This is a genomic window from Phyllobacterium sp. SYP-B3895, from assembly GCF_009647635.1.
Taxonomy (GTDB): Bacteria; Pseudomonadota; Alphaproteobacteria; order Rhizobiales; family Rhizobiaceae; genus Phyllobacterium; species Phyllobacterium pellucidum.
Window position 1 is genome coordinate 817,979 of record NZ_WJIG01000001.1, and the last position, 21,394, is coordinate 839,372.

Sequence of the window (21,394 nt, forward strand, 5' to 3'; positions counted from 1 at the left end):
TTGAGTTGAGAAAAACCCGGGCAGGTCCCGGGTTTTTTTTATTGGTGAACGACGGCGCGTTCGTTCCAGATAGCCTTTTCGCCGATCTTTGCGACGAGTTGTGCATGGGCGGATATTTCAGCTTCGGTCAGGCGCGGCTTTAGCGGCACAGGGCGCGGCGAAATCAGGATCACACGAGACTCGCCGCCCGTGCGGCCGCTGTCACCCTGTTCGGCGATAGTCAAACCGAGTGCCGCCTGCTTGCCGCCGATAAGCTCGATATAGACCTCGGCGAGCAACTGCGAATCGAGAAGCGCGCCGTGCATCGTGCGGTGGCTGTTGTCGATGCCGTAGCGCCGGCAGAGCGCATCAAGCGAGTTTGGGCCCATCGGATGCTTGCGGCGGGCGAGCGCCAGCGTATCAACGACCCGGTCCGTATGGATCGGCGGATGACCAAGCCGATTGAGCTCGGTATTGATAAAGCCGATGTCGAACATCGCGTTATGCGCGATCAGCTTGGCGCCGTCGATGAAATCCAGGAAGTCATGCAGGATGCCAGCGAAAAGCGGCTTGTCGAGCAGCTTGTCGTTGCTGATGCCATGAACCGCCAGCGCATCGGCGTGAACAGCCTTGCCTTCAGGATTGATATAGACGTGGAACGTACGGCCGGTCGGAAACCGGTTGATCAGTTCGACGCCGCCAATTTCGATGACGCGGTCTTCCAGCCGGTCGAGGCCGGTTGTTTCCGTATCGAAAATGATCTCGCGCATCGACTCACCTTTTTGCCCACGTTCCATGAAACCAACGCGTGGGGCAAGTCCGGATTGTCAGTATCCCCTTTTCAACGAACGAGGGCTCACGCCTCAGCGATCAGCGCCGCGATGATCTTGTTGACTGCGGCGCGCGTGATAGCAAAATCGTAACGCGTGTCGACGACGAAATCCGCCCGCCTTCTCTTTTCGGCGTCGGGCATTTGTCGGGCCAGGATTGCTTCGAGCTTTTCCGGCGTCATGCCCGGCCGATCGAGGACGCGTTGGCGTTGCACCTCTTCCGGCGCAGAAACGACGAGAACCTTGTCCACGCGCTTTTCGCCGCCAGTTTCGAACAGGAGCGGAATGTCGAGGACGATCAACTTTTCCCCGCGCTCTCTCGCCTCATCGCGAAACCTGATTTCTTCGTCGCGAACGAGCGGGTGGATGATTGTCTCGAGTCGCTTCAACGCCTCGGGATTGCCGACGACGGCCGACGAGAGCTTCGTGCGATCAACCGTGCCGCCCGCCGTCGTTCCAGGGAACGCGTCTTCGATCAGGGGCACGGCGACGCCGGAGTAAAGCCTGTGCACGGCGTCATCGGCCGAATGTACCGGAATTCCCGCATCCATGAACATCTGCGCCGCGGTGGATTTGCCCATGCCGATCGATCCGGTGAGCCCAAGCACGATCATCGCTTTGCCATGTCCGCGAGCACAAGGTCGCGCAATTCAGCGGTTACTTCCGGCCTTTTCCCGAACCAGTGTTCGAAGCCGGGTACCGCCTGATGCAACAGCATGCCGAGCCCATCGACGGTCTTCAATCCACAAGCGCGTGCGGCATGCAGCAGCGGTGTTACGAGCGGAACGTAAACGATATCAGTGACCAGGGCGTTAGGTTTGGCACTTGCAAGATCGATCTCCAGTTCATCCTTGCCTTCCATGCCAAGCGAAGTCGTATTCACGATGAGATCGGCGTCCCGTGTCAGTTCGGGCACGGCCGCCCATGAATGGGCGCTAACGCCTTCGCCAAACCGGTCGGCAAGTTCCTGCGCACGGCCAAGGGTACGATTGACGATGCGGATATCGCTGAAGCCGCGCTGCTTCAACGCACAGACAATGGCGCGGCTGGCGCCGCCCGCGCCGAGAACAACTGCGCTCCTGCCCTTGTCCCAGCCCGGACTATTAGCGTCGAGATTTGCCGCAAAACCATAAGCATCCGTATTCCCGCCCCAAAGCGCGCCGTCACGGAACCAAAGCGTGTTGACCGCCCCGATTTCCTCTGCAGCGGCATCGAGGTGATCGGCGAGAACGAAGGCTGCTTCCTTGTGCGGAAGCGTAATGTTGCCTCCGACCAAACCCGCCTGCCGCATCCCGGTGACGAAATTCGCAAAATTATCAGGCGCAACTTCAATCGCCCGGTAGGAACCCGCAAGTCCGTGGGTCTTCAGCCAATGGCCATGAATGAGCGGCGAGCGGGAATGGCGAATGGGATAACCAGCAACAAAGGCATGCAATGCGTCAGCCATCGATGGCACCTTCCCGGCGCAGTTCCACAAGCAATGGCAGCAAGGGCAGGCCGACAATGGTGAAATAGTCGCCGTCAATCTTTTCGAACAATTGCACGCCCTCGCCCTCGATCTGATAGGCACCGACACTTTGCAGGGCAATCTCGCCGGCACGGGAGAGGTAACGGCCGATAAAGCCCGGGTCGAGACCGCGCACCGTCATGCGCGCGACAGATACGTGTCGCCACAAGGTCTCTCCATCCCTGGCAAGGACCACAGCACTGTTCAGATGATGCGTCTGGCCTGAAAGCTTGAGCAATTGCCGGCGGGCAGCATCCATGTCGGCAGGTTTGTGCAGCACCTCATCGCCAAGGGACAAAGTTTGATCCGACCCGATGACCAAGGCCCCGGGATTGCGTTCGCTTACATCGAGCGCCTTGGCTTCGGCAAGAACAAGCGCGACATCTTCGGGTGTTGCGCCGGTGTCGTAAAGCGGCGCTTCCACCGCGCGCTCGTCTATATTCGCCGCTTGCGCCGTGAAGCTGATGCCGGCATTTTTCAAGAGCGTGGCGCGGAAGGGGCTCTTGGAGGCTAGGATAATATCCATGGCGTCGTCCTCGTGATTGTTGCTGGTTGCGTTATCGCCCCTCTGCACGGAGGGCAAGCACGGCGGCTGCGGTTTCTTCGATGGAGCGGCGCGATACATCTATCATCGGCCAGTTGTGGCGATGGCATATCTGCCTCGCATAGGTCAATTCCTCGATAATGTTGGCGCGATCGAGGTACTGCTCAGCATCGAAATTCTGCGAAGCGCCGAGCACCCGGTGCTGGCGCACCTGCGATATCCTTTCGGCAGACGCGACAAGTCCAACGACGAGCGGCCTTTGCGAATGAACAAGAACGTCGGGTATGGGAACGCCGACGACGATCGGCACATTGACCGTCTTGATGCCGCGATTGGCGAGATAAATGCTTGTCGGCGTTTTCGACGTGCGGGAAATGCCGATGAGGACGACATCCGCTTCCTCCATGTCGAGCGGCAATTGGCCGTCATCGTGCTCCATGGTGAAGTTCAACGCATCGATGCGGCGGAAATACTCGGCGTTGAGGACATGTTGTGCGCCGACGCGCCGCCCCGCTGGCGTGCCCAGATAAGATTGAAAAATTCCGAGAACGGGTTCCAGCACCGACACGCAGGGAACGCCAAGCGCCGCACAGCCGTCGTGGATCATCGCCGCAAGGCGTTGATCGATAATCGTATAGAGAACAATCCCGGGTTCGGCATCGATGCTGTCGAGCACGCGTCGGATCTGCTTTTCAGTGCGTATCAGCGGATAAATGTGCTCGATCGCCCGCGCATGGGCATATTGCGCCGAGGCCGCTCGGCCAGCGGCGATGAGAGTCTCTCCGGTCGCATCAGAAATCATGTGGAGATGGAAGTAGTTTACCGGTTTCGTCACAGGAATTTCCACGCTCTGTTGATGGCTGGGGATAAAACGCCTCGCCTGCCACAACAGATGGCAGCCATGTGAATTCTTGGCAAGTCATCCACAGCGGGCACGCCTGTGTGCGTCTCTTCGTGTGGCTGCGGCACTGTGGGGAAATTCAAAACCTCTCCATGCTTGTCCGCTATTTCTTCACAGGAATTTCCACAACCACCGTCAACATAAGCTATTGAATTATATTCATAAAATCGACAGTCCTTACAAAACCTTCCAGAATCTGTTTGGCTATCCCGGACTAATCGTTCAATTGTTAGCTGTGGGAAAGTTCTGGCATTCCGGTAATTCCCAGTACAAACAGACTCTAAGAATCAGAAAATCCAAAATAGATCTGAATTTCTTTTTTATAGAACAGGGTGGAGAGAACGATGGTTCGCAAAGTGATGAAAGTCCTTGGAGGCGAGACTGTCTTCCCTCCTCCGATCTGGATGATGCGCCAGGCGGGGCGCTATCTGCCTGAATACCGGGAAGTCAGAAAGAACGCGGGAAGCTTTCTCGACCTTTGCTATTCACCCGACCTTGCCGTCGAAGTGACCATGCAGCCGATCCGTCGGTTCGGCTTTGATGCGGCAATTCTGTTTTCCGATATTCTCGTCGTGCCGCACGCACTGGGTCGTGATCTTCGTTTTGAAGAAGGTCGCGGTCCGTTGATGACGCCGATCGATGTCGATGGAATATTCTGGCTTGAATCGGGTGGGGCGGCTGATCGCCTGGAGCCGGTCTACGAGACCGTTCGGCTTCTGCGGCAGCAGCTGCCTAACGAGACGACGCTGCTCGGCTTCTGCGGGGCGCCATGGACCGTTGCGACCTATATGATCGCCGGACACGGTACGCCGGACCAGGCGCCGGCCCGTCTCTTCGCCTATCGCCATCCCGATGCATTTCAGAAATTGCTGGACGAGCTTGCCGATGTCTCAGCCGAATATCTCATCAGGCAAATTGGGGCCGGCGCCGATGCAGTGCAAATCTTCGATTCCTGGGCAGGTGTTCTCGACGAAGCGTCGTTCGAGCAATTCTGCATCGCTCCGGTAGCGCGGATCGTGGAGAAGGTTCGGGCGGTTCATCCGACTGTGCCGATTATAGGCTTTCCAAAGGGCGGAGGCGCACTTTATGCCAATTATCGCGAGCGAACCGGCGTTACGGCACTGGGCCTCGATTGGTCTGTGCCGCTTTCCATGGCGTCAGCCTTGCAGGGTAGTGGTCCGGTTCAGGGTAATCTCGATCCTTTGCGGGTCGTTGCCGGCGGCAAACCGCTCGACGACGGTGTCGATGCAATTCTCGAAGCTTTGGGACATGGCCCGCTGATCTTCAATCTCGGTCACGGCATTACACCCGATGCCCCTGTCGCCCATGTGGAGCAGATGATCAACCGCGTGCGCCTCGCTTCTCTGCGGCCCTGATATGTCGATCACGGGGTTCGAGCGATGAGTAATTCGGGTTCAGCTGAGACCAACTCCAGCAATGTTCCGCTTCTTCCGCGTGTGATCGTCGCCGCTGTTGCGCTGTGCCTGGTCGTCCTGGTTGTTTTCTATCCCGACGATGCCTACCTATGGGTCAAGGCTGTCCACGTCATCGCCGTGATCTCATGGATGGCCGGGATGCTCTATCTTCCACGATTGTTTGTCTATCATTGTGCGGTTGAGCCAGGGTCAAGCGAGTCCGAGACCTTCAAGGTCATGGAACGAAGGCTGCTTAAGGCAATTATCAACCCTGCAATGGGGGTGACGTGGGTTGCGGGCCTATGGCTCGCCTGGAAGAGTGCGGCCTATATGGACGGCTGGTTCCACGTCAAGTTTCTGGCCGTTCTCATTCTTTCAGGCGTCCATGGATACTTTTCGAAGTCGGTAAAGTTGTTTGCCGAGGACCTAAATGTCAAATCTCAGCGCTTCTGGCGGCTGATGAACGAAGCTCCGACGCTTCTCATGGTCATTATCGTCATCATGGTCATCATAAAGCCATTTTGATTGATCACAGAAACTGCTAATCTAGCATCAAAACCAATCATGAAATCACTTGCCCTTGCTGGCTGGATTAGCTAGATAGGGGCCTCCTCTCCGGAAATACCGCCACAGCATCTTCAGCCAAATGTTTTTTCTGGCACTGCGTTTGGGCATCGTCATTTCCCTTTCCCATTTCTCAACATTAAAATTAAGAGTTCCGCCACACATGCAGGAAATGAAACTACAAGAACTCAAGAACAAGACGGCGGTTGACCTTCTCGCCTTTGCGGAGTCGCTTGAGGTGGAAAATGCCAGCGTCATGCGCAAACAGGAATTGATGTTTGCGATACTGAAAAAGCTGGCTTCGCAAGAAGTCGAGATCATCGGCGAAGGCGTCGTCGAAATCTTGCAGGACGGATTTGGCTTTATGCGGTCCGCCAACGCCAACTACCTCCCAGGTCCAGACGACATATATATCTCGCCGTCGCAGATACGGCGGTTTTCGCTGAAGACCGGCGATACGGTCGAGGGTCCCATTCGCGGCCCGAAGGAAGGCGAGCGTTATTTTGCGCTGCTCAAGGTCAACACCATCAATTTCGAAGACCCCGAGAAGATCCGCCACAAGATCCACTTCGACAATCTGACGCCGCTCTATCCGAACGAGCGTTTCAAGATGGAGTTGGAAAATCCGACGACCAAGGATCTGTCGGCGCGCGTGATCGATCTCGTCGCGCCGCTCGGCAAGGGCCAGCGCGGTCTCATCGTTGCACCGCCGCGTACGGGTAAGACTGTTCTCCTTCAGAACATTGCCCATTCCATCACGGCCAATCATCCCGAATGCTATCTCATCGTTCTTCTCATCGACGAGCGTCCGGAAGAAGTGACGGACATGCAGCGTTCGGTAAAGGGCGAAGTTGTATCGTCGACGTTCGACGAGCCGGCCTCGCGCCACGTTCAGGTCGCCGAGATGGTGATCGAAAAGGCCAAGCGGCTGGTTGAGCACGGACGCGACGTCGTCATCCTCCTCGATTCAATCACCCGCCTCGGCCGTGCCTACAACACCGTCGTGCCGTCATCGGGTAAGGTTCTGACCGGCGGTGTCGACGCCAATGCCTTGCAGCGTCCTAAGCGCTTCTTCGGCGCGGCCCGCAATATCGAAGAAGGCGGCTCGCTGACGATCATCGCGACGGCCCTGATCGATACCGGCAGCCGCATGGACGAAGTGATCTTTGAAGAATTCAAGGGTACCGGCAACTCGGAAATCGTGCTCGACCGCAAGGTCGCCGACAAGCGTATCTTCCCGTCCATGGACATTCTGAAGTCCGGAACGCGCAAGGAAGACCTTCTCGTTCCGCGCCAGGATCTCCAGAAGATCTTTGTTCTGCGCCGCATTCTGGCGCCGATGGGCACTACCGATGCGATCGAATTCCTTATCGACAAGCTCAAGCAGACCAAAACCAATGGCGAGTTCTTCGACTCGATGAATACATAAACCTAGCTGCCCGGTCGAAGCAGTGCAGACAGCGCTTCGGCAGAGGTTACAGGTGCAAGGCAAACAAACCCGCGGCAAAGATAGGCCGCGGGTTTTTCTATTGTGACGTCGCCGCCACCGGGTATGAGTTCGACCTTCTTGCCTTCGGTGAATTCAATCCAGATATCGCTTCGCCGCGGATCCGGAGAACGCCGTGCAGTCTCTACCAGCGGGTGCTCGAGGCTTGGCGTGACAATGACGAGTTTCATGGGCTCGAGCAGCAGGCTGGCGCTGTTGAGGACCCCAGCCTGGCCGAAACGCTGCTGCAGCACCCGGCCGATTGCACCTTCCGTCATCCGCCCCGTTTGTTCACGCAGCTGGTCGTCACTTGATACGGTGGCAAGACGAGTCATGGCCTCGATGATCTGGCCAGTCGCGCTTGGTATGGCTTCATCCTGGTCGCCGCGGACGCGAATGATAACGTCGCCACTATCAGATGCTGTCAGGGCATAACCGCCGTCCGGCACGCGATACCAATCGTCAAGCGCAGCAAGCCAGCGGTAAGCGTCGACGACATAGGCGTGCTCCTGCGTTACCTGATGCAGTGAAAGCGCGGCATTCATCATGGCGGCGGAGTCAGACGACAATCCAGGAAATTGGCTCGAGTTTCCCAAGACTGAGTGAGGAAGACGATTCTCGAACATCGATTCGGCAACGGAACGATAGGTTTCAATCGCAAGAGCAAGCCAATCCGGGCGATCAAATACCGCCGAAGCTTCGGCAAGCGCGCGAATGGCAAGACCATTCCAGTCGGTTAGTGCCTTATCGTCCTGGCCAGGTCTCGGCCTTGCCTCGCGCAACTCAAAAAGTTTGCGTCGTTGGCGAGCGAGATCTGCCTCTTCTTGGGCGCTGCCCAATCGAGGCGTTCGTAATCTGTTAAGGATATTCTTACCCTCCCAGTTACCGCCTTCGCTCACATCGTAGATTTGCCGGAAGGTCTCGAAATCCGCGTCGTCCGGCACCTCTTGGCTCGACCATACGTAGAAGCGGCCTTCTTCGCCCTCGCTATCTGCATCGAGGCTCGAAGCGAACCTGCCATCGATACGCATTTCTCGCTTTAGCCACGTCACCGTCTCTTCGATTCGTTCACGAAACAATTCTTCGGCCGTGGCCGCATATGCCCACGTGGCATGGCGGATCATCTGTGCATTGTCGTAAAGCATCTTTTCGAAATGCGGCGCGAGCCAGTTCTCGTCCACGGAGTAACGCGACAGTCCTCCCCCTAGGTGGTCGTAGATACCTCCCTGCAGCATCATATTCAGGCTGGTCAAAAAGGCGTCGCGATGGTTCTTCGCACCCGTACGCAGCCAGGACAGCCATAATGCATCCATGAACGGCGCACTCGGAAACTTGGGCGCACCGGCAACGCCGCCTTTCTCGAGGTCCATCATTTCGTAGACATTGCGGGCGAATTGATCAAAGAGCGCTGCATCAAGTTTTGACGGCTCCGCACGCGCATCAAGGCGACTGCTGACATGATTCACCAGAGCCTGAACGTTTTGTTCGACGCGAACCCTGTCTTCATGCCACACCTTGCTGATCAGGCGCAGGACATCGAGAAAGCCGGGCTTGCCATAGCGTGAATGCTTCGGAAAATAGGTACCGCCCCAGAAAGGCTTTGCTTCCGGTGTGAGAAACATCGTCAGCGGCCACCCGCCCTGTTCGCCCATGGCGCCGAGCGCTGCCATATAGATCTGGTCGATGTCGGGTCGCTCCTCGCGGTCGACCTTGACGTTGACGAAAAGCTCGTTCATCAGAGTCGCCACCTCGGTGTCTTCGAAACATTCGTGGGCCATGACGTGGCACCAATGGCAAGCGGCATAACCCACAGATAGCAGGATTGGCTTTTGCACATCCTGTGCCTCGGCGAGCGCAGCAGGACCCCACGCCCGCCAATGGACAGGATTCGTGGCGTGCTGACGCAGGTAGGGGCTTGATTCCTTGCCAAGCAGGTTTCGTTGCTCAGTCATCTTCGCTGCAGCCTTTTCGAAGAAGCCTTGAGTGGCTATTGAGGACCATTCTAGTACGGATGATGAAAATGAAACAGAGTTTCTCCGGCGAGACTATATTCGCACTCTCAAGTGGCAGACTGCCTGCCGGTGTCGCGGTCATCCGCCTGTCTGGACCAAAGACTCGATTCGTTATCGAAACGATCTGCGGTAAGTTGCCAGCGCCACGCGTGGCTGTCCTGAGAACATTTGTTGATGGTGACGGTAATCCTATCGATAGAGGCCTTGTTATCCATTTTCCGGCTCCGAGCAGTTTTACCGGTGAAGAGTGCGGAGAATTTCACCTGCACGGCGGCAAGGCGGTCGTCGACGCAATGATTATCCGCTTGTACTTGGTCGAGGGTTGTCGGATGGCCGAAGCCGGCGAGTTTACCAAGCGCGCCTATGCAAACGGCAAATTCGACCTGACGGTCGCCGAGGGGCTGGCGGACCTTATTGCTGCCGAGACCGAGGGGCAGCGGAGGCTCGCCTTGCAGATCGCCTCGGGAGCGCAAGCGGCGCTTTATTCGGGTTGGCGCCAGGACCTCATTCGCGCGCGAGCCCTCATTGAGGCCGAACTCGACTTCGCCGATGAGGCGGACGTCCCGGGCTCAGTGTCGGATCGGGTGTGGACCGATCTTAAGGACCTCAGCCACCGGATTAGCAAGCACGTCGCGGACGGCAAGCGCGGCGTTCTTGTTCGTGACGGATTTCGTGTGGTCATAGTGGGAGAGCCCAACGCAGGTAAGTCAAGTCTGCTCAATGCGCTTGCGGGAAGCGATGTCGCCATCGTATCGGACGAGCCTGGAACGACACGAGACCTGATTGAGATCAAACTCGACCTCGGCGGTCTTCCGGTTCTCGTGACGGATACTGCAGGGCTGCGTGACACGGATGGGAAAGTGGAGCGGATCGGGATTGAACGTGCCCGCGAACGAGCGGCGACCGCCGACCTGGTGGTAGCGCTGGTCGATCTTTCCAATGCTGCTGCCGACTTCCCCGAAGGTATAGACAACGCGGCTGCGCTGCGGGTTGGCACCAAGTTCGACCTGAACCCGACCTATAAACGCGATGACTGCGACCTGGTGATTTCCGTACGAGACAATGATGGACTTGAGATGCTGCTCGCGATCCTTGCAAACCGCGCCGCCGAGGCTGCGGGCAATTTGAGTGATCCATTACCCACGCGCCGCCGTCATCTCGAGCTGCTGGCGGAAACGAGCCATGAACTTGAAACTGCCGTCAGTCAAAACAATGCGCCTCTTGAAGTGCGAGCCGAGTTCTTGCGCCGCGCTTCCTTCGCGCTGGGGCGAATTACGGGTCATGTTGATGTTGAAGATATACTTGACGTCGTCTTCTCCCAATTCTGCATTGGCAAATGATTCACGTGAAACATCGAGTCAAATGAGCTTTCTCAGAACGGGTTGTTTCACGTGAAACATTGTTTAGCGGTCCATACTTGACTCTACGCTGTGTTTTGCCCATCAAGACCAAGATTCGAATCTCTGAAAGCAATGTATCGTGCAAGACGTCTATGATGTCATCGTCATCGGTGGCGGCCACGCCGGCTGCGAGGCTGCGGCTGCCTCCGCGCGCTTTGGCGCGAGGACTGCGCTGGTAACACATCGCGCTGATACGATTGGAGTTATGTCCTGCAATCCCGCCATCGGCGGCTTGGGTAAGGGCCACCTCGTCCGAGAGATCGACGCTCTGGATGGTCTGATGGGCCGTGTGGCGGATGCTGCAGGTATTCAGTTCAGATTGCTCAACCGCCGCAAAGGTCCTGCGGTGCGCGGACCGAGGACGCAGGCGGATCGCAAGCTTTATCGCCTGGCAATGCAGCAAGCCATCGCCGAGCAGCCAAATCTGGACGTGGTAGAGGGCGGAGCCAATGACCTGATCATCGCCGACGGTAAAGTAGCTGGTGTTCAGCTCATGGACGGCCGCGTGCTCTCGTGCGGCGCCGTCGTGCTGACGACCGGGACTTTTCTGCGCGGTCTCATCCACATCGGTGAGAAGAAGATACCGGCCGGCCGAATGGGCGAAGCACCGGCTCTCGGGCTCTCCGATACGCTCATGCGTCACGAGTTTGCGCTGGGTCGGCTCAAGACGGGCACACCGCCACGATTGGACGGTAGAACCATTGACTGGGACGGTCTTGACGTCCAATCGGCGGATGAAGAGCCCCTGCCCTTCTCGCTGATGACGGATGCCATCAATAATCCTCAGATTGATTGTGGCATCACCCGGACGACGCTTAAGACCCACGACATCATCCGAGCTAACCTCCATCGCTCGGCGATGTACTCAGGTTCGATCGAAGGGATTGGTCCGCGCTATTGTCCATCGGTCGAAGACAAAATTGTCAAATTCGGCGATCGGGACGGGCATCAGATTTTCCTGGAGCCGGAAGGGTTGGACGACCAAACGGTCTATCCAAACGGTATTTCCACTTCCCTACCGGAGGACGTACAGATCGATCTTTTGAAGACAATCCCCGGACTTGAACACGCCACGATGCTGCAGCCGGGCTATGCTATCGAATATGATTTTATCGACCCACGCGAGCTCGACCGCGCCTTGCAGACGCGGCGTCTCGGCGGCCTGTTTCTGGCGGGTCAGATCAATGGTACAACGGGTTACGAAGAAGCTGGTGCTCAAGGTCTGCTGGCTGGATTGAATGCGGCACGCGTGGCAGGGGCTGGTGACCCAGTTATTCTGCAGCGGACAGAAGCCTATATAGGTGTGATGGTCGATGATCTGACTTCCCGGGGTGTGAGCGAACCCTATCGAATGTTTACCTCCCGTGCAGAATTCCGACTGTCCCTTCGTGCTGACAATGCCGACGAGCGCTTGACGCCGGTGGCCGAGAAGCTGGGCATTCTCGGTGCTGCGCGTCGTGCGCGCTTTGCAGCACGGACCCGCGACCTCGATTCGGCGCGTGAACTTGCTCAGAGCCTCACGATTACACCGAACGCCGCCGCGGCTCATGATCTTCATCTCAACCGTGATGGCATTCGCCGGTCGGCCTACGATCTCTTGGCATTTCCGGATATTGATCTTGGTCGGATCAATCGGATTTGGCCCGAACTTGGTGAACTCAATCCGCGCATTGCCGAAGGGCTGGAGATCGAAGCGCAGTACGCTGTCTATCTCGACCGCCAGAAGGCCGACGTCGCGGCAATGGAGCGAGAGGAAGCTCTCGTGATTCCTGCGTCCATTGACTTTGCAACGACGTCGGGACTTTCGAACGAGTTGAAGCAAAAGCTGAAACAGCGACAGCCGCGGTCGATCGCCGAAGCCCAGCGCATTGACGGGATGACACCGGCTGCCCTTGCTCTGATCATTACCCAGATACGCAAGGTGACAACGGGCACTCGAGACGTCGCGTGAGTGATCAGCGCGAAGCAAGTCTAAGAAAAGTGTTATCCACTGTTTCACGTGAAACAGTGGATAATCTTGTCGGGTTTGAAGACCTATTCCGCAAATGGTCCAAGGCGATCAATCTCGCCTCCCCATCTACGCTTGATCAGCTGTGGGATCGTCACATTATCGATAGCGCGCAGCTATTCAATCTCGCGCCTAATGCGAAGACGTGGCTGGATCTGGGGTCGGGCGGGGGCTTTCCAGGCGTCGTAATCGCTATCCTTCTTAGGGAACGCCATGGCGGAAAAATTGACCTGGTTGAGAGCAACGGCAAGAAGGCGGCGTTCTTGCGGACTGCGATCGGGCAGTTCAAGGCACCCGGGATCGTTCACGCGGCGCGGATAGACAATGTATGGAGCAGGATCGCGACGCCGGATATTATGACGGCTCGTGCGCTTGCATCTTTAAGCGACCTTTTCGATCTAGCCGGCCCCTGGCTCAGAGGCGGTGCAACAGCGCTTTTTCAAAAAGGACGGGATTACCAGCGAGAAATCGCGGAAACCCGTGACGATTGGGTCTTCGATCTGGTAGAACACCGAAGTGCGGTCGACAAAGATTCGGTAATCTTGCAGATCAGCAATCTGCGCCCAACCGAACCTCGCGTCTGACGCGCGCGATTCGTCCGCCTCTGGAATACGTTTCTGCTCAGGAAGATAGTGATGAACAGTCAGACTCGCATCATTACCATAGCCAATCAGAAAGGCGGGGTTGGCAAGACAACCACCGCAATCAATCTGGCAACGGCCTTGGCAGCTATCGGCGAGAACGTCCTGGTGGTCGATCTTGATCCACAGGGCAATGCTAGCACCGGGCTGGGTATCGATCGCAAAAATCGCGACGTTTCCTCGTATGATGTACTTATGCAGACGGCATCGGTGGAGGACGCTGCGGTTGCGACAGCCGTCCCGAATTTGTCTTTGATTCCATCGACGCTCGATCTTCTTGGTGTCGAAATGGAAATCGCCAACGCCGCGGACCGGGCCACGCGTTTGCGCAAGGCTTTCCGGGGCAACCCGGCCGCCTCGCCATATTCCTATATATTGATCGATTGTCCGCCGTCCCTCAATCTGTTGACGATGAACGCCATGGCGGTTGCAGATTCGGTCTTGGTGCCTTTGCAGTGTGAATTCTTTGCGCTCGAAGGGCTCAGCCAGCTGCTGGAAACCGTCAGCCAGGTTCGTGCTTCGCTTAACCCGCAGCTGAATATACAGGGCATTGTCCTCACCATGTATGACGGTCGCAACAATCTGGCGACCCAGGTGGTTGACGATGTGCGCTCATTTATGGGGGACAAGGTCTATCGGACGGTCATTCCGCGCAATGTTCGCGTTTCCGAGGCGCCCTCTTATGGTATCCCGGCCATCCTATATGATTTAAAATGCGCAGGCAGCCAAGCCTACCTCCAACTTGCATCGGAAGTCATCCAGCGGGAACGCCATCTGCGCGCAGCCTGAATATCGATTCGAAGACGAAATGATTATGAAAGTTGACGACCATGAATGAAGATCTCTCGAAAAAGCGCCTTGGCCGTGGACTTGCGGCGCTTATCGGCGAAATGGACCGCGTACCCGAGGAAAGCGCATCGCATCCTGTGGCGCCGCAGGACCGAAACATTCCGATCGAATTCATCACGCGCAACCCACGCAATCCGCGCCGGCTCTTCACGGAGGGCGATCTTGAGGATCTGACACAGTCTATCCGCAAACATGGCATCGTCCAGCCGGTTGTGGTGCGTCCCGTCAGCGGTTCGCCAGATCACTATGAACTCATTGCCGGAGAACGCCGCTGGCGTGCGGCGCAGCGCGCCGGGGTGGCATCGATCCCCGTGATCATTCGGGAAGTCAATGATCGCGTTGCGCTTGAGCTTGCGATCATCGAGAACGTCCAGCGTGCCGATCTCAATCCGATCGAAGAAGGCATGGGATATCAACAACTTATAGACGATCACGAGTATACTCAAGCTGATCTTGCGCAAGTGATCGGCAAGAGCCGCAGTCATGTCGCCAATACGCTACGCCTCTTGAAATTGCCGGAGCCGGTACGCGACATGATCACCAATGGCGCGCTCTCCGCGGGCCACGCGCGTACGCTTATTACTGCAGAAAACCCCGGCGCCCTCGCCGACAAGATCGTGCGCGATGGGCTTTCGGTGCGCCAGGCCGAGGCTTTGGCGCAAAGCGGCGGCGAGTCGCCGACACCGAAGCCGAGGGCCGAGCGCGACAGCGAAAAGGACGCCGATACACGGGCGTTGGAAAAGCTACTTTCCGATGTGACCGGCATGCGCGTGACGGTCAATCATCAGAACAAGGGCGGCGACGTGCGCATTCATTACACGACGCTGGAGCAACTCGACGAGGTTTGCCGGCGTCTGCAAAGCTGATTTCCGAGCGTATCCCGCTAACGACCGGGCCGGCCGGCACGCGCCGCTTCCGCCACCAAGGCAATGAGCGACTGGCGGATGATTGGTACTGCCAGATCCGCGTTGCGCCGACTTTCAAGTACGGTTTTCTGCAACCGCTCGATGGCGCGTGCACACGTCAGGGTCGACCACCGCTGCAATGCCGTCTCCACAAGCTTTTTGCGCGCAAAGAACACGGGAGGCTTGGCCGTTGCAACGGCCGATCCCGCATTTTTGCCCTCGGTTTCCATGCCGTAACGTAACGTTTGTAACGACTGAAACTGGCGAATTGCGCTGCTCAGGATCAGAAAACTCGACGAGCCTGTCCCAATCACCCGGTCGAAGGCGTGGGTGAAATCGGCAAGATTGCCCACCATGATCGCGTCGATTATCGCTTCATAGGATACGGCGCTGACATCGCCAATGATGTCCCGCACGTCATCTATGGTGACGCGCTCGCTCCCGTGCGCATAGAGGCAGATTTTTTCAAGTTCGCCGCGCGTTGCCAGCCGGTCGCCGCCGAGGCTCTCCTTGAGGAGACTACGGGCGTCTAGGCTGATCTGCAGTCCATAGCGGGTCATCATCTCATCAATGGTCGCATCGAGGCTGCGCACATCGTCGCTGTAACAGGGTAGGGCCATGGCGCTGGCGCTTTGTTCGACGATGCCACGCAGGCCAGCGCCCTTCTTCAGGTCGCCAGCTTCGATGAGAATGAAGGTCGCTTGCGGAGGGTTTTTTGCGAGATGAGCGACTGCGTCGGCGAGGCCCTTTTGGCCCGAGGCATTGCGCACCCAGATCAGCCGCTCACCACCAAACATCGAAATGGTATTGGCTTCGTCGGAAAGTTTCCCCGGGTCCGCCTGGACGGCATCCGCATCGAGCCGGATTACGGCAAACGGGTCATCCGGGGGAAGGTCAGTAAGCTTGATGAATGCGGCGGCGCGCTCGCTGACGAGCCCCTTGTCGGGCCCATAGATGAGAATGATGGGATAGGCTCGGTCGAGCCTTCTCAGGAACGAATCGACCTCGTGCGCTTTCTTCTGTGCCATGATCCTAGGATTTACCGCTTTGGCTGGAGATTGCAATGCGCGGTGGGATGAAGCGGCTATGACCGCTGGATCGGCGGGGGCAAATAGCAAGAAGGCGCCCCGAAGGACGCCTTGCTTAAGTGCTTCAAATAATTAAGACAACTGGAGCGGGAAATGGGATTCGAACCCACGACCCCAACCTTGGCAAGGTTGTGCTCTACCCCTGAGCTACTCCCGCATGCGCCAGTCTGTCTTGCGAAGCGGGGCCTATATGGCCCAAGCGCCGGCTAATTGCAACAGGGTTTTTTCAACTTCTGAACGATATAGCGAAAAATCGACAAAACACCATGATCTGACTGGGATTTTCGCTTGAGGCCGCTTCGGGAAGCCATTATCTACAACGCAGAAGCCCTCGCCAAACCCCTTGAGAACGTTGTCATGCCCAAGACTTTCGACGAGCTGCTGCAGTTTCTGGACGACCTCAACATCGAAATATCGACGATTCGCCATGCGCCGGTGTTCACAGTGGGCGAAGCCCAGGATCTTCGCGGTCAGATACCGGGGGCACATACGAAGAATCTCTTTCTCAAGGACAAGAAGGACAACTTCTTCCTTGTGACGGTCGACGAAGAGGCCGAGGTCGACCTCAAGACCATCCACAGCAAGATTGGCGCGGCGAGCCGTGTTTCCTTCGGCAAGCCGGAAAAACTGCTCGAATATCTTGGCCTCGTTCCGGGTGCGGTGAGCGTTTTTGGCGTGATCAATGATGCTCAGCATCAGGTGAGAGTGGTGCTCGACGAGGGGCTCATCCAGCACGACACCATTAATGCGCATCCCCTCAGCAATGATGCTACGAGTTCCATCGGCCGCGATGATCTCTTGACGTTCCTCAGGGCGACCGGACATGATCCGCTGATCTTGAAAATAGACGGATCGGTCCCAAACTGATAGCTGGTGTCTTCGAGCTTTTGCGAACACCTGACGGATAACGGGAGAAATTGATGAGCAACACTGACAACCCGTTTGGCAGCAGCTATGGCGCTCCCACCACCGGCGCAACAACCGTGTCGTTCGGCGCAAGTGCGCCGAACGACACGGTGGCCGCCGCTGATTTGATCAAGGACACGACAACGGCAGCTTTCTCCAAGGACGTGATTGCCGAATCAAAGCAACAGCCGGTTCTGGTCGACTTCTGGGCACCCTGGTGCGGGCCCTGCAAGCAGTTGACGCCGATCCTTGAAAAGGCCGTGCAGACCGCCAGCGGACGGGTGAAGCTGGTCAAGATGAATATCGACGATCATCCGGCCATTGCGGGCCAGCTTGGCATTCAGTCCATCCCGGCTGTTATTGCCTTTGCCGACGGCAAGCCGGTCGATGGTTTTATGGGGGCCCTGCCAGAGTCGAAAGTCACCGAGTTCATCAACCGTATCGCTTCGCCGGACGGCGGCAGGGACGCCGCTATTCAATCGGCGCTTGATGCGGCAACCGAGGCGACGGAGACAGGCCATTTTGAGGAGGCAGCCCAAATCTATTCCGCCATCCTCGGCGAGGTGCCGGATCACGTTGCAGCTCTCGCCGGACTCGCAACCGCGCTTGTCGAACTCGGCGACGTGGCGCAGGCGAGGGCGAGCCTGGATCTCGTACCGGCTGACAAGCGGCAGGATGCGAGTGTGCGCACCGCCGAGGCCAGGATTGCGCTTGCCGAGCAGGTTGCGACGCTCGGTGATGCCGTAGCGCTTGAAGCCAGTCTTCAGGCAAACCCCAAGGATTATCAGGCGCGCTTCGACCTTGCGATGATCCTGAACGCGAAGGGTGAGCGGGATGCGGCAGCCGATCATCTTCTCGCCATCATGAAGGCCGATCGTGGCTGGAACAACGATGGCGCCCGCAAACAGCTGTTGCAGTTTTTCGACGCATGGGGCCCAACTGATCCATCTTCCGTCACTGCGCGCCGTAAATTGTCATCGCTGCTGTTTTCCTGAGGAAAATCAGGCACTATAGCCGTCGGTCGCGACTTGTCCGATCCGGCTTGGAGAAAATGATGAAGGCAGGAAACGTGCGCTATCGGACGCTGGAGGATATTCCGGAGAGCGTGCCGATCTTTCCGCTGTCCGGGGCATTGCTGCTACCCGGCGGGCAACTGCCGCTCAATATCTTCGAACCGCGCTACCTTGCGATGATAGATGCGGCGCTTTCCGGCAAGCGCATCATCGGCATGATTCAGCCGCGCTTTGACCAGGAGGAGGGTGAAGAAGCGGAGTTGTGCGAAGTCGGCTGCCTCGGTCGAATCACCTCCTTCGCTGAAACGGGCGACGGACGCGTGCTGATCACGCTTCAAGGCATCTGCCGGTTTCGTATCGTCAAGGAACTTGGAACGCGAGCGCCCTTCCGGCAATGCAAGATCGCACCCTTGCGTGCCGATCTCGACGAAGCCGATGAGTCGGAAGTCGATCGCGCGGCGCTCCTGCGCGTCTTCCGCGCCTATCTCGACGCCAACAGCCTGGAAGCGGACTGGGACGGCATCGCCCGCGCCGGCAATGAGACACTGGTCAACGCATTGGCGATGATGTCGCCGTTCGGCGCGGCCGAAAAGCAGGCGCTGCTCGAGGCCGCCGACCTGAAGACACGGGCAGAGACCCTTATAGCCATCACCGAAATAGCCCTCGCTAAGGATGAAGATGGCTTTGAAGGCAGTCTGCAATAGGACGAGGACCTCGCAATGGCCGAAGAGAAACGTGATACGCCCATCGACGTCAAACTGCTAGAACTGCTGGTCTGTCCCTTGACCAAGGGTCCGCTGACCTACGATCAGGCGAACTCTGAGCTGATTTCCAAATCCGCTCATCTTGCCTATCCGGTTCGCGACGGCATTCCGATAATGCTTCCTTCGGAAGCGCGGCCGATCGAGGATTAACGGGCTTCACTGGCTGGCGATCGTTGCAACAATTTGCTTTCAGCCGGCTTTGCGGCATAATGCGAGTCAGTTGAATGACTGACCGGGCGCTGATGGCAAAGCAAAACGACAAACGGGAAATTCTGACTGCGACGGCTGCGGGGCTGTTCTGGCGCCAGGGTTATACCGTGACCAGTCTCGCCGATATAGCGGTCAGCTCCGGCATTCCGCTTGGCAATATCTATTATTATTTCAAGACAAAGACCGATCTTGCGCGCAGCGTCGCTGATATTTTCGTAGCTGAGACCGAAGAAATGCTCACCCAGATCGTCGCCTCGGACCAGGACCCGCGGCACCGCCTGCAACTGCTGATCGACAAGCTCGCCCAATCGCTCAAGAGCCGCGTTGAACATGGTTGTCCGATCGCGCTGGGCATTCGCGATTTTCGCCGCGATTCACCTGAGGCAGCGAGCCGGGCGGCCGAATCCTTCAGCCTCCTCATCGGTTTCATCGGCCGGGAGCTGGGGCGCTCGGGCATTCGACCATCGACTGCCCTTGCGATAGCGCGCAACGCCGTGACCGAGTGGCAGGGCGGCATCATGCTTGCCCATGGCCTTCGCGACCCTACCGTGCTTGCGGAAAGTTTCAGGCGTATGGAACGGCTGCTCCTTGGTGCCAAAGCCCACGCGTGAATGCTGGCAAGCACATATCTCGCATATGGGGGCAAAACGCACTATATGATGCCGGAACGTCACCATGGAGTTGTAATGGCCCGAAGCAACCAAGCTGCCGACTGGGGTAACCGATTGTCACCTTCGCTTGGCGAGATCGAATCGCTGGCGATCGAGGCCTATGCACATTTGCCGGAAACCTTCCGCAGCCTTTGCGGCGATATCACCATTCAGATCTCTGATTTTCCCGAAGACCAGATCGTCGAAGATATGGGCCTGGAATCGCCATTTGATCTTCTTGGGCTTTTCGAGGGAACGGGCATCGGTGAGCGTTTCTCGCTGCAGACTGGACAGCAGACAAATCGCATCACCCTCTACAGGCGTGCAATCCTCGACTATTGGGCTGAGTATGAAGAGGCCCTCGGCGATATCGTGACCCATGTCCTGATCCACGAGATCGGCCACCATTTCGGCCTTTCGGATGAGGACATGGAACGGATCGAGGCCACCGTCGACGGATAGTGGCCGGCCGCAGGCGATGATGCGCGGGCCGGCATTAGAGCGATTCAGTAGTCGCCGAGCTTGATACCCGGCTCATAGTCGACGCCATCGACATCCTTGACGACTGCCTGGCCGCACTGCATCACCCCAGTCGCCGAATTGAAGGCGTAGGTCGGCGATCCGTAAATGTGCCATCCCTTGTTTATGGCAGCCGTTACCTTGTGACAGAAGCTCGCATCGTCAGGGCCCGTCAGAAGCCGATAAAGTTTCATGGTGTTTTCCCAGGTTCAAAGCGAAACCAGCCGATCCGGCTTCGCTCAATTTCTGCCAAGAGCCTCCATCTTTGTCACGAGCTTTTGTGCCGTTTCAAGATGCAGGCGTTCGATCATTTTTCCGGCGAGCGAGATGACACCCTTGTTGGCGTTCTCCGGCTGCGCAAAGGCGGCGACAATGGCACGCGCTACGCTTAAGGCCTGTTCATCTGGAAGGAATGCCACATTGGCGGGCTCGATCTGCGTGGGGTGAACGAGACTTTTGCCATCGAAGCCCATCGCTGCGGCCTCGGCGCATTCGTCGGCGAACCCCGCAAGGTCAGCAAAGTCATTGAACACACCGTCGATGACATCGAGCTTGCCGGCTCTCGCACAAAGAAGCACCTGCATGAGCCACGGAACGATAAACGCGCGGCCCTTCTCCAGACGAGTTCCTGTTTCCTTCGCTATGTCGTTGGTGCCGACGACGAGACAGTCAAGACGCGCAGTCGAACGCAGTCCAAGCTCGGCGATTGCATCGACGTTGAGGATGCCGCGGGCCGTCTCGATCATCGCCCATAACCGGATGTTTTCCGAAGCATCGGTATCGTCGAGAACCTCGGCAACATTGGTCACGTCCTGCGGCGTCTGAACTTTAGGCAGGAGAATGGCGTCGGGCCTGCAGGCGCGGGCGGCGAGGAGATCCTCGGCGCCCCATTCGGTATCAAGCCCGTTGATCCGGATGATCCGCTCCGCTCTGATTGCGGATTGGGCGTGGAAATAGTCTCGGAGACTTTCCCGGGCGGCCTCTTTCGCCTCGGGAGCCACAGCGTCCTCAAGATCGAATATGACGGCATCCGCTTGCAGCGAAGCGACCTTGGCAAGGGCCTTGGCATTCGATGCGGGAACGTAAAGAACTGAGCGACGCAGGCGAAAAGGTTTCGTCATGACGGTTTTGTGCCTTGATCGCCGCATCATGACAAGTGCAAGCCTGCATGAAGTTGCGTGGCGCTCAAAGTGCCACAGGCGA

Annotated in this window: 23 protein-coding genes and 1 tRNA gene; 14 read left to right on the top strand and 10 right to left on the bottom strand. The window is 57.4% G+C overall.

Annotated features, from left to right (window positions below):
* Positions 1–38 precede the first annotated feature (38 nt).
* From dnaQ to GF108_RS03910, 5 genes are all read right to left on the bottom strand, one after another.
* Complete coding sequence (gene dnaQ, locus GF108_RS03890; protein WP_153666936.1) at positions 39–749, bottom strand: DNA polymerase III subunit epsilon; 711 nt, start codon at positions 747–749, stop codon at positions 39–41.
* 86 nt (positions 750–835) lie between these two features.
* Entirely contained in the window at positions 836–1,423 is a 588-nt protein-coding gene (gene coaE, locus GF108_RS03895) for a dephospho-CoA kinase (RefSeq protein ID WP_153666937.1), read from the bottom strand.
* The gene (locus GF108_RS03900; RefSeq protein WP_153666938.1) at positions 1,420–2,256 is read right to left on the bottom strand and encodes a shikimate dehydrogenase; all 837 of its coding nucleotides are present in this window, start codon (positions 2,254–2,256) and stop codon (positions 1,420–1,422) included. The genes coaE and GF108_RS03900 overlap by 4 nt, the downstream gene beginning before the upstream one ends.
* A complete protein-coding gene (locus GF108_RS03905; RefSeq protein WP_153666939.1) occupies positions 2,249–2,842 on the bottom strand; it encodes a Maf-like protein in 594 nt (197 codons plus the stop codon). The genes GF108_RS03900 and GF108_RS03905 overlap by 8 nt, the downstream gene beginning before the upstream one ends.
* Positions 2,843–2,873: 31 nt before the next feature.
* Positions 2,874–3,662: a pyruvate, water dikinase regulatory protein gene (locus GF108_RS03910; protein WP_153667331.1), complete on the bottom strand. Its 789-nt coding sequence runs from the start codon at positions 3,660–3,662 to the stop codon at positions 2,874–2,876.
* 443 nt (positions 3,663–4,105) lie between these two features.
* On the opposite strand from GF108_RS03910, the gene hemE reads away from it, so the two are divergent.
* The 3 genes from hemE (at position 4,106) to rho (ending at position 7,169) form a co-directional block, all read left to right on the top strand.
* Positions 4,106–5,137 carry a uroporphyrinogen decarboxylase gene (gene hemE / locus GF108_RS03915; RefSeq protein WP_153666940.1) on the top strand — a complete coding sequence of 344 codons (1,032 nt, stop codon included), beginning with the start codon at positions 4,106–4,108 and terminating at the stop codon, positions 5,135–5,137.
* A 24-nt stretch (positions 5,138–5,161) separates the two neighbouring features.
* Entirely contained in the window at positions 5,162–5,701 is a 540-nt protein-coding gene (gene hemJ / locus GF108_RS03920) for a protoporphyrinogen oxidase HemJ (RefSeq protein WP_153666941.1), read from the top strand.
* Between the two features lie 202 nt (positions 5,702–5,903).
* Positions 5,904–7,169 (top strand): transcription termination factor Rho, encoded by a 1,266-nt coding sequence (rho, locus tag GF108_RS03925; RefSeq protein WP_106714794.1) that lies wholly within the window; start codon positions 5,904–5,906, stop codon positions 7,167–7,169.
* A 2-nt stretch (positions 7,170–7,171) separates the two neighbouring features.
* Here rho and GF108_RS03930 read toward each other — a convergent pair whose 3' ends face one another.
* Positions 7,172–9,178, bottom strand: a complete 2,007-nt coding sequence (locus tag GF108_RS03930) for a thioredoxin domain-containing protein (protein WP_153666942.1) — start codon at positions 9,176–9,178, stop codon at positions 7,172–7,174.
* Between the two features lie 68 nt (positions 9,179–9,246).
* Here GF108_RS03930 and mnmE point away from each other — a divergent pair, with 68 nt between their 5' ends.
* The 5 genes from mnmE (at position 9,247) to GF108_RS03955 (ending at position 15,002) form a co-directional block, all read left to right on the top strand.
* Entirely contained in the window at positions 9,247–10,578 is a 1,332-nt protein-coding gene (mnmE, locus tag GF108_RS03935) for a tRNA uridine-5-carboxymethylaminomethyl(34) synthesis GTPase MnmE (RefSeq protein WP_153667332.1), read from the top strand.
* Between the two features lie 139 nt (positions 10,579–10,717).
* Entirely contained in the window at positions 10,718–12,589 is a 1,872-nt protein-coding gene (gene mnmG / locus GF108_RS03940; RefSeq protein WP_370462070.1) for a tRNA uridine-5-carboxymethylaminomethyl(34) synthesis enzyme MnmG, read from the top strand.
* The gene (gene rsmG / locus GF108_RS03945) at positions 12,586–13,230 is read left to right on the top strand and encodes a 16S rRNA (guanine(527)-N(7))-methyltransferase RsmG (RefSeq protein ID WP_370462071.1); all 645 of its coding nucleotides are present in this window, start codon (positions 12,586–12,588) and stop codon (positions 13,228–13,230) included. Before mnmG ends, rsmG begins: the two co-directional genes overlap by 4 nt.
* Positions 13,231–13,281: 51 nt before the next feature.
* Positions 13,282–14,076, top strand: a complete 795-nt coding sequence (locus GF108_RS03950) for a ParA family protein (RefSeq protein ID WP_153666943.1) — start codon at positions 13,282–13,284, stop codon at positions 14,074–14,076.
* Between the two features lie 41 nt (positions 14,077–14,117).
* Positions 14,118–15,002, top strand: coding sequence for a ParB/RepB/Spo0J family partition protein (locus GF108_RS03955; RefSeq protein WP_027230943.1), 885 nt, complete (start codon positions 14,118–14,120; stop codon positions 15,000–15,002).
* A gap of 17 nt (positions 15,003–15,019) precedes the next feature.
* Here GF108_RS03955 and holA read toward each other — a convergent pair whose 3' ends face one another.
* Positions 15,020–16,069 (bottom strand): DNA polymerase III subunit delta, encoded by a 1,050-nt coding sequence (gene holA, locus GF108_RS03960; protein ID WP_153666944.1) that lies wholly within the window; start codon positions 16,067–16,069, stop codon positions 15,020–15,022.
* Positions 16,070–16,211: 142 nt separating this feature from the next.
* Positions 16,212–16,286 (bottom strand) — tRNA-Gly (locus GF108_RS03965).
* Positions 16,287–16,486: 200 nt separating this feature from the next.
* On the opposite strand from GF108_RS03965, the gene GF108_RS03970 reads away from it, so the two are divergent.
* The 6 genes from GF108_RS03970 (at position 16,487) to GF108_RS03995 (ending at position 20,134) form a co-directional block, all read left to right on the top strand.
* A complete protein-coding gene (locus GF108_RS03970) occupies positions 16,487–16,996 on the top strand; it encodes a prolyl-tRNA synthetase associated domain-containing protein (RefSeq protein WP_153667333.1) in 510 nt (169 codons plus the stop codon).
* Between the two features lie 53 nt (positions 16,997–17,049).
* Positions 17,050–18,030, top strand: coding sequence for a thioredoxin (gene trxA, locus GF108_RS03975; protein ID WP_153666945.1), 981 nt, complete (start codon positions 17,050–17,052; stop codon positions 18,028–18,030).
* 59 nt (positions 18,031–18,089) lie between these two features.
* Positions 18,090–18,752: an LON peptidase substrate-binding domain-containing protein gene (locus GF108_RS03980; protein ID WP_027230947.1), complete on the top strand. Its 663-nt coding sequence runs from the start codon at positions 18,090–18,092 to the stop codon at positions 18,750–18,752.
* Positions 18,753–18,767: 15 nt separating this feature from the next.
* Positions 18,768–18,962, top strand: a complete 195-nt coding sequence (locus GF108_RS03985; RefSeq protein ID WP_027230948.1) for a Trm112 family protein — start codon at positions 18,768–18,770, stop codon at positions 18,960–18,962.
* A gap of 74 nt (positions 18,963–19,036) precedes the next feature.
* On the top strand, positions 19,037–19,633 hold the full coding sequence (locus tag GF108_RS03990; RefSeq protein WP_246663832.1) for a TetR/AcrR family transcriptional regulator: 597 nt from the start codon (positions 19,037–19,039) through the stop codon (positions 19,631–19,633).
* Positions 19,634–19,708: 75 nt separating this feature from the next.
* Entirely contained in the window at positions 19,709–20,134 is a 426-nt protein-coding gene (locus tag GF108_RS03995) for a metallopeptidase family protein (RefSeq protein WP_091921544.1), read from the top strand.
* A 44-nt stretch (positions 20,135–20,178) separates the two neighbouring features.
* Here the strand turns inward: GF108_RS03995 and GF108_RS04000 are convergent, their stop codons facing one another.
* Together GF108_RS04000 and GF108_RS04005 are read right to left on the bottom strand one after the other, a co-directional pair.
* Entirely contained in the window at positions 20,179–20,385 is a 207-nt protein-coding gene (locus tag GF108_RS04000) for a DUF1737 domain-containing protein (RefSeq protein ID WP_027230952.1), read from the bottom strand.
* A 45-nt stretch (positions 20,386–20,430) separates the two neighbouring features.
* Complete coding sequence (locus GF108_RS04005) at positions 20,431–21,312, bottom strand: CoA ester lyase (protein WP_153666946.1); 882 nt, start codon at positions 21,310–21,312, stop codon at positions 20,431–20,433.
* Between the last annotated feature and the right edge of the window lie 82 nt (positions 21,313–21,394).